The 13,977-nt window shown below is 39.0% G+C and carries 13 protein-coding genes; 1 reads left to right on the forward strand and 12 read right to left on the reverse strand.

All coding sequences use genetic code 11. From position 1 onward, the window contains the following. Positions 1-150: 150 nt before the first annotated feature. The 11 genes from QBE53_16540 to QBE53_16590 all read right to left on the reverse strand — a co-directional run bounded on the left by QBE53_16540 (position 151) and on the right by QBE53_16590 (position 12,404). Positions 151-2,889: an EAL domain-containing protein gene (locus QBE53_16540; GenBank protein ID WZL81385.1), complete on the reverse strand. Its 2,739-nt coding sequence runs from the start codon at positions 2,887-2,889 to the stop codon at positions 151-153. A 23-nt stretch (positions 2,890-2,912) separates the two neighbouring features. Then, on the reverse strand, positions 2,913-3,737 hold the full coding sequence (locus QBE53_16545) for an ATP-binding cassette domain-containing protein (GenBank protein WZL81386.1): 825 nt from the start codon (positions 3,735-3,737) through the stop codon (positions 2,913-2,915). Beyond that, positions 3,737-4,621, reverse strand: coding sequence for a glycine betaine ABC transporter substrate-binding protein (locus QBE53_16550; GenBank protein ID WZL81387.1), 885 nt, complete (start codon positions 4,619-4,621; stop codon positions 3,737-3,739). Before QBE53_16550 ends, QBE53_16545 begins: the two co-directional genes overlap by 1 nt. Positions 4,622-4,673: 52 nt before the next feature. Continuing rightward, entirely contained in the window at positions 4,674-5,321 is a 648-nt protein-coding gene (locus QBE53_16555; GenBank protein WZL81388.1) for an ABC transporter permease, read from the reverse strand. Positions 5,322-5,464: 143 nt separating this feature from the next. Then, positions 5,465-6,286: a ZIP family metal transporter gene (locus QBE53_16560; protein WZL83334.1), complete on the reverse strand. Its 822-nt coding sequence runs from the start codon at positions 6,284-6,286 to the stop codon at positions 5,465-5,467. Positions 6,287-6,317: 31 nt separating this feature from the next. Beyond that, positions 6,318-7,085 (reverse strand): ThuA domain-containing protein, encoded by a 768-nt coding sequence (locus tag QBE53_16565; GenBank protein ID WZL81389.1) that lies wholly within the window; start codon positions 7,083-7,085, stop codon positions 6,318-6,320. Positions 7,086-7,142: 57 nt separating this feature from the next. Further along, on the reverse strand, positions 7,143-8,570 hold the full coding sequence (locus tag QBE53_16570) for an FGGY family carbohydrate kinase (protein WZL81390.1): 1,428 nt from the start codon (positions 8,568-8,570) through the stop codon (positions 7,143-7,145). A gap of 6 nt (positions 8,571-8,576) precedes the next feature. Next, positions 8,577-9,422, reverse strand: a complete 846-nt coding sequence (zupT, locus tag QBE53_16575) for a zinc transporter ZupT (GenBank protein ID WZL81391.1) — start codon at positions 9,420-9,422, stop codon at positions 8,577-8,579. A gap of 2 nt (positions 9,423-9,424) precedes the next feature. Beyond that, positions 9,425-10,546 (reverse strand): MFS transporter, encoded by a 1,122-nt coding sequence (locus tag QBE53_16580; GenBank protein WZL81392.1) that lies wholly within the window; start codon positions 10,544-10,546, stop codon positions 9,425-9,427. Then, positions 10,543-11,517 carry a Gfo/Idh/MocA family oxidoreductase gene (locus QBE53_16585; protein ID WZL81393.1) on the reverse strand — a complete coding sequence of 325 codons (975 nt, stop codon included), beginning with the start codon at positions 11,515-11,517 and terminating at the stop codon, positions 10,543-10,545. Before QBE53_16585 ends, QBE53_16580 begins: the two co-directional genes overlap by 4 nt. A gap of 47 nt (positions 11,518-11,564) precedes the next feature. Beyond that, a complete protein-coding gene (locus tag QBE53_16590) occupies positions 11,565-12,404 on the reverse strand; it encodes an AraC family transcriptional regulator (GenBank protein ID WZL81394.1) in 840 nt (279 codons plus the stop codon). A 125-nt stretch (positions 12,405-12,529) separates the two neighbouring features. Between QBE53_16590 and QBE53_16595 the strand changes: the two genes are divergently transcribed. Next, entirely contained in the window at positions 12,530-13,645 is a 1,116-nt protein-coding gene (locus QBE53_16595) for a glycoside hydrolase family 88 protein (GenBank protein ID WZL81395.1), read from the forward strand. Here the strand turns inward: QBE53_16595 and QBE53_16600 are convergent. Beyond that, entirely contained in the window at positions 13,614-13,937 is a 324-nt protein-coding gene (locus tag QBE53_16600) for a thioredoxin family protein (protein WZL81396.1), read from the reverse strand. The genes QBE53_16595 and QBE53_16600 overlap by 32 nt on opposite strands. Positions 13,938-13,977 lie beyond the last annotated feature (40 nt).

The raw sequence follows: 13,977 nt of genomic DNA on the forward strand, positions 1-13,977 counted from the left end.
TGAACATAAACGTTTTTCACCTATCTATACGCTAACAAAAATATGCCTGGATTAAAATCTACAAGACTTAGGATTCATCTACATTATTTTATTTAACCATCTACCTTTTTTCAGCTTCCTCCAAAATTACCATTTTAAAAAAAGATATGATTAAAAATCATATCTTTTTTTCATTTCTTCAATGGATATTGGTTTTGATGCCAGATATCCCTGATAGCAGTCACATTCAATTTCTTTGATGAGTTCTAGCTGTTCGTTGGTTTCTATGCCTTCTGCCACCAAGTGCATTTGGATTGCCTTACCCATACCTATAATACCTTTGATGATTTTTCCGTCATCTTGATCCGGATACTCGCGTATGAACATGCGGTCAATTTTTAATTCTGTTGTTGACAATGTTTTTAAATAGCTTAATGATGAATATCCCGTTCCAAAATCATCAATGGCAACTTCAATTCCTAAATCTCTTAATGCTTTGATCGTACTATTTGCAAACTCAAAGTTTTCAATTAATGCGGTCTCTGTAATTTCAACACATACACTTAATCCACTCTCAAGCAGTTCCTTTAGTCGTTCAACAACTGCATCCAACAGTTTTTTATTTAGAAACTCCTTTGCTGATAAGTTAAACGATATTCTAAATTTTTTTCTATTGGGTTTAAACTTTTGAAAGTCCTCTTGAATGAGTTCTAAAACATGTAGTCCCAGTCTAAAGATATCCTCTGTCTCTTCAAGAATTGGAATAAAACGGTCCGGAGATACATTGCCTAATGTGTTGCTGTTCCAGCGAACTAGCGCTTCTGCCCCTATAATTTGATTATCCTTAACACTAAACTGTGGTTGATATAACACATTAAATTCATTATTATCAAATGCTTGCTCTAAAGCATCTCGAATTTTTAGATCTTGCTTAATCGAATCATGGTATTTTTTATCGTAAAGCAAATACTGATTTTTCTTAAACTTAATCAATGCTTCCAGTGCAACCATAGAATTCTTCAACACCGCTTCGGCGTCTTCTCCATGCTTGCCTTGTAGAGCAACACCTATGTTAAAATTGATATCTAGTTGTTCAAGATGCATCGTACTTCTAGCCTCTACAAACATTCCTTTGATGCGATCAATTATTTCTTTGATTTCAAACTCATCATATTCTTTTTGTGTATTATGGCATCCCATAATAACCATATCCGTTCGAGGCGTTGCAAACATATAGATCTCTGGATTGTCACGTAGCCCCTCAAGCATGGTCTCAAGGAACTTTCCATGAAGCATCTGATTGGCTTCAAACATTTTTCGAATACTTCCCTTGAGTTGAATGGTAAGAATCAAATAGTTTTGAGCCTTGTCATACCTATATTGCACTTCTTGTCCAATGGTTTGGACCTCTTGTCTTGACATTAAAAATGCATTCATTCCATCGCGTAAAAATGGTTGTTGATTTATTTGTGCTTCTTCCGGGTTTACATATATACCTATGTAATAGGCAATGTGATTTTGCGCATTTTTTACCCCTTTAATGGTCAAATGTTTACAGACGATATTTCCATACTGGGTTTTATTCCAAATATTACCTTTCCATAGTATATTATGTGCGTCAACATCTTTTCGCATGTCAATTTTATTTTTAAACAGTGTGCGAATATGCTTATTGATAAATTGGTGCTCTTCAACAGAGAATATTGCCTCAAAGACTTCATTGTAATATAAAATCTTGCGTTTTCTGTCTAGGATAATAATTCCATCATGTGAGTTGTCCGAAATATAAGAAGAAGCCAAGAGTAGCAAATCATTATTCGCTTTGATTTGATAGAAAATCATAAGCATGTATGTAACAAGTCCTACTAAAAAACTGCTTATTATAGTGATTAGTACAATATATTTTAAAAAGAAATGTTCCTGAGCTACGAGAGCTTTTGCATCATATTGTCCTACGACAAACCAATCCGAGTTATCTTGGGAAAAGCTATATCGGATATTATCACTAATCCGCATTTTTTTATAGATAATATGCTTTGTCTCATAGGTATACTGGCCTGCATTAAACTCATTTTCCTTAGCTTCATGTTGTTTTACTAAGTCCTTAAGCATGCCTAATTCAGTGCGTTCAGTCAGATTCAGATAAACCGGCCCCATTGCTTCGAGATTATTTTCATCGTTAACAATATTACTAAAAGACCAATAATTGTTATGGTCCAAAATTCCAATCTCTTTATGCTCTAAGTTGGATACTTCGTATTCTTTTATCGTATCAAAAAGGGCATAGCCATCCACATTGATGATAAGAAGTCCGAATGCTTGATTTTGCTCATCATAAAGCTTAATCGCAAACCGAATCGTCGGTTCATAGGGAATCACAACTTTTTCATGTTCAATATTCAAATCAAAGTCCGAGATATACATCATATCTTGTTCCTTGGCAACGGCCTCTTGATAATAATAACGTTGTGACTTATCCTGCATTTGTTCTAAAGGCACAACTTTAAAGCCTTCTTCGCTTTTGTCTACTCGGACTTTCTCCATTCCTTGCATATCCAATATCCGAAGCTGGGTAATGGCCAAATGATTGCGAACATATTTGGCAAATAAATTTTCCACTTGCTTTTGATGATCCTCTTGTGATGATTCCACATAAGCCTTTACTGCATCCGTGTTGGCCAAAATTCTTATGGTTGAATCAACATCCTTTACTTTTTCATTGACATACACTTCGGTAATATTGACCGCTGTCTCCATCTCTTTGTTATATGTCTCCATCACACTTGAATAACGCATACGATATACTTGTGATAAAATTAATGCGACAAGCAAGGCCAACATAAACGATAGCAAAAGTGCTACCCGGAAATGTTTCCCTGTTAATTTTGTGTCTTGAAAGAAATCCCTCATCCGTCTCCCCCTCTAACATTTAATTAAATTAATAGTTTTTTATACAGCGTTTCCATGTTTCCGTCATTCTCCCTTATTTGCCTATATACTTTTTCTAGAATCTGATCATCCAATATACTCTTAAAGCCCTTGATTCCAATAAATTCTGAAACAAATGCGCTCGTTGGATGAAAAAGCAACTCCTCCTTTGTTCCAATTTGTTCAATCTTTCCCTTATTCATTATCACTACACGTGTGCCTAATTTTAATGCTTCTTGAATATCGTGGGTTACAAACAGAATCGTTTTTTTTAGTTGCTTATGAAGTTTTGCCAGTTCGTCTTGAAGTAATGTTCTAGCAATTTCATCCACTGCGCCAAAGGGTTCATCCATAAGAATAATCTCTGGATTAGCTGCCAACGCTCTTGCAACTCCGATACGTTGCTTTTGCCCTCCACTAAGTTGAACCGGATATCTTGATAACATCGCCTCTTCAAGACCAATAAGCTCCATCAACTTGAGTGCACGCTCATGACGATATCTTCTTTCTATTCCTTCAATGGATAAGACATAACTGATATTGTCTTCAATCGTCATATGTGGAAACAGTCCAATCTGTTGAATCACATACCCAATACTTCGACGTAATTTAATCGTATCCCACGTTTGAATACTTTGATTGTTGACAAGAATATCCCCTGTATCAAAAGGAATCAATTTGTTGACCATCTTTAATAATGTCGTTTTTCCGCATCCGGATGGTCCTAGTATGGTAATAAATTCTCCAGCTTCAATAGATAAATCCAGGCTATCAATAACGCGTTGACTCTGATCATAGGATTTAGTAATCTTCTTGAACTCTACAACCATTACTTTAACAGCCCTTTCTCCTGTAAAAACTCGATTGCAACTGTCTTAGGTTCCTTTTTCTCAATCTCAACGAGATAGTTCATATAGGTCATCTCATCATTATCAATCTGTCCATCTAACATACCAATCACGGCTTCAAGCTCTGGGTATTCATCAAGGGTCTCTTGACGAATCAACGTTGCCGCATAATATGAAGGAAAATATAGGCGATCATCCTCTAGAACGACCATATCATATTCCTTAAGTTTGCCATCTGTTGAGAAGATATTGATGACGTCCACTTCATTTGCTTGAATTGCCTGATATTTTAATCCGATATCCATTCCCACTTCATCTTTAAACTCAAATCCGTATTCAGTCGAGATACCAGGAAATCCATCGGCCCGTTCAAAGAAATCATGCTCTGCCCCAAATGTCAGCTCCTGCCCAAGTTCTGCCAAGTCAGAATATGAGCGAATGCCTTTCTCCTGGGCCAATTCACGCTTCATAGCAATTCCAAAAGTATCATTAAACCCATACAATCCTGACCATACGATATCATACTTTTCTTGATAGGCCTCTTTTACGGCTAGATACAGTTGCTGCGGATCTTGAATCAACTCTTGCTCAAGTACAAACATCCACCCGGTTCCTGTATACTCCGGATAGATATCAATCTCACCACTAACCATTGCCGGGTGAATATTTGACGTTCCACCCCCAACACCAGCCTTGTGTTCGACAGTAATGTCTGTCTCTTGTTCAATCAGTGCAATTAGCATCTGTGCTATGATAAACTGTTCTGTCATCGGCTTACTCGCTACGACAACGGTCTTATCCTGATTACAGCCACTCATGGTAACAAGTAGAATGGTCAACATACAACTGACAATTATTTTTTTCATCCCTTACCTCCTCAACTCATAAACTCATAAACTATTTGTCTCCATCATCTATCTAACGGCTACGTCCAAGAACTTTTCTTGTCATTGCCTGCTCCACTTTTTGTAAAAAAGCATCCACGCCAATGGCTAAAAATGCTACCAACAAACTTCCCGCTACAATCATCTCCGGAAAATACGTCGATATTCCTCGATAAATCGCAACACCCAATCCGCCAGCCCCAATAAAAGAGGCAATTCCTCCAAGAGCAATCGTCATAATAACCATTGTTCTAAATCCCGACATAATTACAGGAAGGGCTTGTGGTAATTGAATACGATATAATAGTTGTAGCTCTGTACTTCCCATCCCTATTGCTGATTCAATGATTTGTGGATCAACTTCTTTGATTCCAACGTAAGTATTTCGAATCATCGGCAAGAGACCATAGATAATCAATGCAATAATAGCACTTTTATTACCGATGCCAGAAATAGTTACCAATATACCAAAAAGAGCAATCGATGGAATGGTATATAAAAAATTCGTTACTACCAATAATATCGAGGCTACCCATGTATTTTTTGTCATCAGGATTCCCAATCCAAGACCTAGGATTGTTATAATAACAACGGACACAAGCGTCATTACAATATGCTGTAATAATAGTTCCAAAAAAAAGTCCCACCGCTCAATGTATAACTTAATTACCCCTTTTATCATATCTACATGGCCTTTGCCTACTCACCCCTTCACCAAGTACTCTTTATATTATAAGATAATTACTCTCCACTGCATATAGGTATATTATAACATAAAAAAAGATTCTTCATTGCAATGCAACAAAAAATCTTTTCATCATTTATTTAGCCTAAGGCCACATCCAAAATCATCATCACGGCAAATCCAACCATCGTTCCAATCGTTGCAATATCCGTCTTGGATCCACCTTCTTCACGTTGGGCTTCTGGAATCAGCTCTTCAATAACCACATAGATCATAGCGCCTGCCGCAAAAGCTAATGCATAAGGAAGGATAGGGCGCATTGTTATAACTGCATAGGCTCCAAGTACACCTGCAATGGGCTCTACTATCCCAGAAGCTTGCCCATATAAAAAGGATTTTTTCCGGCTAAATCCTTCCCTGCGAAGGGGAATAGACACCGCCGCACCTTCCGGAAAATTCTGAAGTCCAATACCAATAGCTAAGGCTACCGCTCCAGCAATACTTGCTGTTCCAAGTTGACCAGATGCAGCTGCGCCAAAAGCAACACCAACAGCTAGTCCTTCCGGAATATTATGTAAGGTAATCGCTAAAACAAGTAATACACTTCGCTGCCAACTGGTTTTGATGCCTTCCGCCTGACTAGTCTCTAAGCCTAAGTGAAGATGCGGTAAGAGTTTATCAACTAAAAACAAGAATGCTCCTCCACCAAGAAAGCCAATGGCTGCCGTTAACCATGCCGTTTGTCCTAGTTCCTCTGCCATCTCGATTCCCGGTGCCAGCAACGACCAAAAAGATGCAGCAATCATAACCCCCGCTGCAAAACCAAGCATTCCATTAAGGATATTCTTTTTTATACTTTTAAAGAAAAAAACAAGGGACGCTCCTAGTGCCGTTACTCCCCATGTAAATAGGGTTCCTATCAGTGCCTGCGTCACCGGATTAAATTGTTCCAACCATTGTATCATTTCTTCTCCTCCTTTTTATACCATTTTCTCATCCAAATTTTGGAAAAGGTGTATCACCTAAATAATCAAAGTCATCCCACTCGACATCATTGTCCGCATGAAAGGCTTCATACTTGGGGTACTTTCGTTCCGGCGCTGCCCAATGGACCGCATTAGTAATGACTTTTTGGATCAAAGGATTCTTATATTGAGGGTATGTCTCATGTCCTGGTTGAAAGTAGAAAACCTTTCCATTGCCACGGGTATAGGTAATTCCTGAACGAAAAACTTCGCCACCTTCAAACCAACCTAAAAACAGAATTTTTTCTGGTTCCGGTATATCAAAACGTTCTCCATACATCTCTTCGTGGGGTAAGTCAATGTACTCCGGGATTCCATGGGTGATCGGATGATTCGGGTCAACGACCCATAAGCGCTCTCGCTCTCCGACTTCACGCCAGCGAAGTGAGCACGTTGTCCCCATGAGGCGCTTAAAAATCTTTGAATAATGCGATGAATGCAATAAGATTAGACCCATCCCACGTAATACTTGGTCATGAATCCGCTCAACAATATCATCTTCAACAGCATCATGAGCCATATGCCCCCACCAAATCAATACATCCGTAGACTCTAACACCTCTTGTGTCAGTCCATGCTCCGGCTCATCAAGCGTCGCTGTTTGGATATTTAGTTCTCCATCTTCATCTAAAAATTCTCGAATAGCTTCATGTATTCCTTCCGGATACACTTGCTGTACTTTTTTGTCTGTTTTTTCGTGTTGATATTCATTCCATACCGTTACATTGATTGCCATTTTCTTACCTCCATTTGCTAAAGCACATATCCATAATAGTTCAACGCTCAAGTTAAGCTATTGTGTCGCACTATAATATATTTGATATTGCTGATATCTTCGTTGATATTGCTGGTGACGATTTAGGTTGGGTTGAAGCATCTTTTGCGCTAAAGCGTCTGTATAGGTTGGTGTATTTACTGGCTTCACCTCTCCAATGCATTCATATGCCCATCTTGCAGCACCCACCATTGACATATCTTTTGTGGTGTTAATGACCATCGGATGCCCAAAAATATCTGCACACATTTGTTGCCAAATCGGCGAATGCAAAATTCCCCCAGACAGCTCAATCACCTTCGGTTCGCCAACAACTTCCACTAACCGTTCATATCCTTGATACAGATTGAATAAGACACCTTCCAATACGCTATAATAGCATGCTCCCACATCATGACTATGATGTAGATTTTCAAATCCTCCTCTACGCATCATATTCCACCCAGGGCAACGTTCCCCAAAAAGAAATGGCAAAAAAATCGGACTTGATTGTAGCGCATGTTCAATCTCTATCTTTGCTTCGAGTTCTGCATACGAATATCGATGTTCGCAAAAAACGTCTTTAAACCAGTCGACACAATTACATGCACCCGATGTTGCCGTACCAAGAAGCCAGGTTCGAGGTGAACGATAGCTCCATAGTCCTTTTTTTGCACCATATGCTTGCTGGGTTGAAATACGTAGCGCACCACTGGTTCCTACTGATAGTGTCATAACTTCATGGTTCGTTGCATCTGCTCCGATTTGATTAAGTCCTCCATCTGGATTGGCCAACATAACTGGAATACCGGGCTCTATATGAAGCGCATTTGCCGCTGTTTGCGACAAAGAAAACACTCGATTATTTTTGACAATCTTTGGCAACTGCTCTTTGCAGACCTCAAGACTATCCAATAGTTGCATATCATAATCTCTTGATTCAATATTATATAACCCCGATCCCGAAGCCATACTTTCTGAAGTAACATATGCTTGCGTAAATTTCCAGTTTAAATATGCGCCTTGGTCCATGATATGTATATCTTGTTTTATCGGCTGCATTGCTTTTAATTTAAAGTATGGATAGCTCGCATTTACTATACAGCCTGTGCGTTCTTGATAGTTTTTGACATACTCTTGGTCTTGCCTTAGCTGTTGGCATAAAGATGCCGCTACTAAATTGGACCATAGATATACCGGCGATATGGGCTCTTTTGTCCCATCTCCAAGTAGCAAACTATGCCATGTAGTACTTAGAGCAATCGCATCAATGGATTCAGTCTTTGTTAACTGTCTGCCAAGAGATATTAAATCCTCATATACCGTCTTGGCATCATGGGTTCCTGCATCTGCATCTGCGTTTGTCTTTGTGTGTTTTTGCGATATAACTTGGGTCTGTTGACTATCGGTATCATATACCATTGCCTTAACTGACGTTGTACTCGATTCAAGAACAAGTATCTTCATAACACCTTACCCTAACATAATTAAACTTGTTGCCATCAATGCCATCCCGCCAATCACACCGTAGATAACAATGTGGTGTTCACTGTATTTTTCAGCCGTTGGCAATAATTCATCTAAGGATATATAGACCATAATTCCTGCAACCGCTGCAAAAATAATGCCAAACATAAGATCACTTGCAAAATTCATCAGAATAAAATATCCGACAATTGCACCTACAGGTTCTGACAAACCTGAAGAAAAAGAATATTTAAAGGCTTTCTTCTTGCTTCCTGTCGCAAAATAGATTGGAATTGACACCGCCACTCCTTCGGGTATGTTATGGATTGCAATCGCTACGGCAATACTGATACCAAGTGCCGGATCTTCCAAGGCTGCAAAAAACGTTGCCATACCTTCCGGGAAGTTATGAATAGCAATTGCAAGTGCTGAAAACACTCCCATACGCAATAGATTCGCATCTTGTTTTTGCTTTTTCTTTGTTACTTCATAGTCTTCTATTTCATTCAAGTCATCTATGTCTGACAAGTCATAGATTTCATGTGGATTTTCATAACTCGGTACAAATTTATCAATCAGAGCAATAATAGCAACACCCCCAAAAAAAGCGAGGGTAGTAATAAGCATCCCCTGTTTATCGCCAACCACCATCGATAATGAATCCTTAGCCTTTGGAAATATCTCAATAAAAGATACATATATCATAACACCTGCTGAAAAACCTAGCGCCCCTGATAAAAACTTCTTATTCGTTTGTTTTGTATAAAATGCTAACGCACTTCCTATTCCTGTTGACAATCCTGCAAAAAGGGTCAAGCTAAATGCGAGCAATACTGTCTGCCACGTATGCATTGTTAAGTCCTCCTATTATTCAAAATAAAATTGTAAATGATTAATGTCAAAAAGCAAAAGAACGCCGCCGCTAACATCGAGTGTTGATATCCCATCTTATCAATCAATACGCCTCCAAGGAGAGAACCAAATATCTTTCCTAGCGAGGATGCTACAGCTAAAACGGTTTGGCCTGTCGTTCTTAACTCTTTTCGTACGGTTTTATTAATATAAACCGCCAAACTATATGCAAAAACAATATATGTCATACCATGTAGTAAAGAAATCGAGTAAAACCATATTGGTGATTGACTAAAATATAAAATCACAAATCGGAGTCCGAAGATGAGCATGGAAAAAAGCAATGTCTTCTTCACTCCAAAACGTTCAATAATACGATCTGCAAAAAATAAAAATGGAACTTCGCTAAGCGCAGCAATAAAATACAACCATCCTACCTGACTGCTTAGTCCGCCTTGTGCAACAAAGTATACCGCAAAGAACGTCATAAAAAAACTGACCATCATCTGTGCAATAACTGTTAGACTGATAAAGTTTTTTAGCATCCTATCTTCAAAGATTACCTTATAAGACACTTTGTGGTGCCGGTCATGGTGCCCCCGAACTGTCGGAAGTTGGGCTACTACAATGATGTTGGCTATACCGATAAAAGCTGTCACATAAAAAATCATCTTGATATCTATACGCATCATAAGTCCAACAAGCATAGCAACAAACGCATAACTTACGGTTCCGGCTGTACGAACCGGTCCATAAGAGCGTCCCATATGTTCTAACGATTCCAATGTAATACTCTCTGAGATCGGTAAAAGTGCCGCTTGGAAAATCGAGACAATAAAAATAATCGTAATAACGTAGCGATAATCCTTATGCATCGGTATGAGTAAGATCCCAATCACTGTTAATAACATCAGAATATTAAAGATCTTATTTTTCGAAGATGCTTTGTCCGTTTTTGTTCCGAAAAAAGGCTGTGCTATAATCGAGACAAAAGGATTAATCGCCATAAGAATACCTATCTGACCTGATGTCATCGCAATCCCATCAAAATATGTCGGCAAAAATCCCCACATAATCGGAATGCCTGCCCAGAAAAGTGCACTTTGAAGAATATATTTTTTCATCGATATCCCTTTACCATCTCATCCATAACCCAACTTGTTCTAGATGCACTAACGCCTGTACTTGGCGCCGTAGCTACTCCAGATAAATCGTCGACAATCATCTGAATCAACGGCTGCTGAATATGGGTGGGATTTATTATCTCATAAGTCTGTATGTCATGAGCGGTTGTCACACGTATAGGCTCATTGCCAAATGTTGAAAATTCTATTTTTCCTTTACTTCCGACAATAACATTCATGTCCTCGCGTTCGAAAGCGCTAAAACACCATACACCGCTTCCATGTACGCCGGATTCAAAGACAAAGGTTCCACTGACAATATCTTCTGCCGGATATGTGCCCCCTTGGTTGTTTGCATGTCCACTTACTTCTTTAATCGGACCTAAAATATAATCAAGAATATCTAGTGTATGGCACCCAATATCAAAAAATATCCCTCCGCCTGCAAGCTCTGGCTTCACTCTCCATGGAAGTGTCCCCTCTCCATCCGGTCGAATTAAGGGTTGCGTATTATTAACCGTCACAAAACGCACCTCACCAATCGCTTTGGTATCAATGAGTTCCTTAATCTTATGAAATCGCGGCAATCCTCTTCTGTAGTATGCCACATATAATGGAACACCCTCTTGTTTACATCCTTGAATCATCGCGTTACATTCTTCAAAATTAAGTGCCATCGGTTTTTCCACATATACAGGTTTACCGGCTTTGGCGCATTGTAATGTATAGTCTTTATGGTAGGCCGGTGGGGTTGCAATATATACCGCATCCACATCCGGATCCTCAATAAGTGCTGTTGCATCGTCATACCACTTGGGTACATTATGGCGTTTTGCATAGTCTTTTGCCAATGCACCATCGCGTCGCATCACCGCAACTAACTCAGAATTATCCGCATTCTGGAATCCAGGGCCACTTTTTACCTCAGTTACATTTCCACACCCAATGATTCCCCATCGTATTTTTTTCATAGTCAATTCCTTTCCATCATGTCCTTTTTTATAACCTTCGATTATTTCTATAATACCATATTTCTATAATAAAGTGGTGAATTACCTGTGACTTCTTTAAAGACACGCCCATAGTGAGTCACACTGCTAAACCCAACTTTTTTACCAATCACATAGGATTTTAAACGTGTGTTTTTTAGGAGAAAAATAGCTTCTTTTACACGGACATGATTCACATATTCAACAAAAGAAAACTCCGTTGCTTCTTTAAATATTCGACTTAGGTAGCTTGGGCTAATATAAAATTCATCTGCAACACAAGATAGTGTTATCGCCTCAAAATAATGTTGATTGATGTATTGCACAATCTCTGCTACTCGTTCATGCGCTGCACTGATATATTGAGGAAGGGGCTGGCTGTGTTGTTCCAAATGTCGATTCACATTTACAAGTAATTGTATCAACAGTGCCTGTAAATATATAGGCGACACCCCTTGTTCTCGCTGTATCTCTTCAAGTATTTCCTGAAAAACAGGGTATATTTTTCTTTTCAACGCGGAATGTTTTTTTATTAGCACATAGTCTCTATGCGATTCAAGTAAAAAATTAGAAAGCTTTTCTCCAGCTAGCCCCGGTGCAAGCGCATCCATAAAATTCATAATAATCTTTTCATGTTCTGAAGGATTACCATTGGCTGTCTTATGCAATACATTCGGGCGGATAATGATAATATCTCCTTCTTCAATTTTTAATATCCGGTCTTTAATGAAAAAATCCCGTTCTCCACTCAACAAATAATACAATTCGTAGCTTTGATGAAAATGGCTTTTAGGCATCGTATGGACCAATGCTTTTTGATACACTATGGAAAATCCGCTATCTTGAGTTTGATATTGATATGAATGCATGGTCTTTATCTCCTTCGATTGTTACCCTATGACAAAATATAAGAAGTTTTGTCCTATTATAGCATAAAATGTACATATTTATCTTATATAATGACTGCATAATACACTTAAAAAGGAGTAAATCTATGAATACGAACGAAAAAAAAAGCCCCCTTGAATGGGGCGAGCTTGCCTGTGAAGCGCTTATGAATACATTTGACGCTTCAAATCTACCACCAAAAGGGCGTTTTCATTATCATCAGGGTGTTTTTCTCCTGGGTATGGAACAATGTTATCTTCAAAATGCCGATGCAAAATACGATGAATATATCAAAGCCTGGCTAAACAGTATCATTGATGCCAATGGTCAGCTAAGCGAATGTGATCCGACTCAATTTGACGATATCCAACCTTCAATCTTACTCTACCGACTGTTATACGATAAGCACAATCCACAGTATCGAAAAGTTCTCGACACACTTATTCCTCCGTTTAAAGACTGGAAAGTAAACGAAAAGGGAGGTTTTTGGCACAAAGATGACTGCCAAAATCAAGTATGGCTTGATAGCCTTTTTATGTCCGGTCCTGTGGCAATGCGTTATGGTCAACTCATTGGGGATGATTCCTACTACACTTTAATTGCACATCAAGCCAAACTGATGTATACCTATATGCGTGATGAAGCATCGGGTCTTTTATATCATGCATGGGATCCTTCAAAAGTTGCACCATGGGCAGATGCACAAACCGGGTGTTCTCCCGAGATATGGGGACGCGCACTCGGTTGGGTTCCGGTAGCACTTGTTGAAATCCTTGACATCTTACCGACAAGTCACCCGGATTATAATGAATTAAAGCATATCCTTCAAGATATCTTAAAGTCACTTATCCCTTTTCAAGATTCGAGTGGTCTTTGGTATCAAGTCATTGACAAAGGTGACGACAAAAACAATTGGCTAGAAACCTCCTGCACAAGTCTGTTTGTCTATGCACTTGCAAAGGCCGTTCGATTAGGGCTTTTACATAAAGTCTACCTAACTTATGCATTACAAGGTTATCATGGAATCATTAACCGTCTTAATTTTGACGATAACAACAAGCTCCTTCTTGAACATGTTTGTATCGGAACCGGTGTTGGCGACTATACCCATTATCTTCATCGACCAACAAGCACCAATGACCTTCATGGGATTGGAACCTTTGCCATGATGTGTGCTGAAATCAACCTGTCTAACCCATCAGTTGCTGATAGCGCGCAATAGTTTCTTTGAACTCAACGATATTCATCGCCGATGAATATCGTTTTGCTTCTTTACCTTGAACAAACAGCACAATAATTGGAGCTGTGTAAATCTGATATTCTCCTTTGGCAGCTTCAACCTCTAGCAGATCAACCGACCCACGCGCCACCTCTGGAAACGCCTCTAGCACAGAGGCTATTTTTTGTTTAAGCGGTGTACAAACCCCGCAACTAGGCATCGTAAAGACAACGACAGTCATAGCATTTGTATCAACCATTGTTTTTAGGGTATCTACTTCACGAATTTCTTGCATATGCTCACTCCTATATTTTATGATACCCTTACTATACCAT

This window comes from Vallitaleaceae bacterium 9-2 (assembly GCA_038396585.1).
In the GTDB taxonomy this organism is placed as follows: Bacteria; Bacillota; Clostridia; order Lachnospirales; family Vallitaleaceae; genus UBA1351.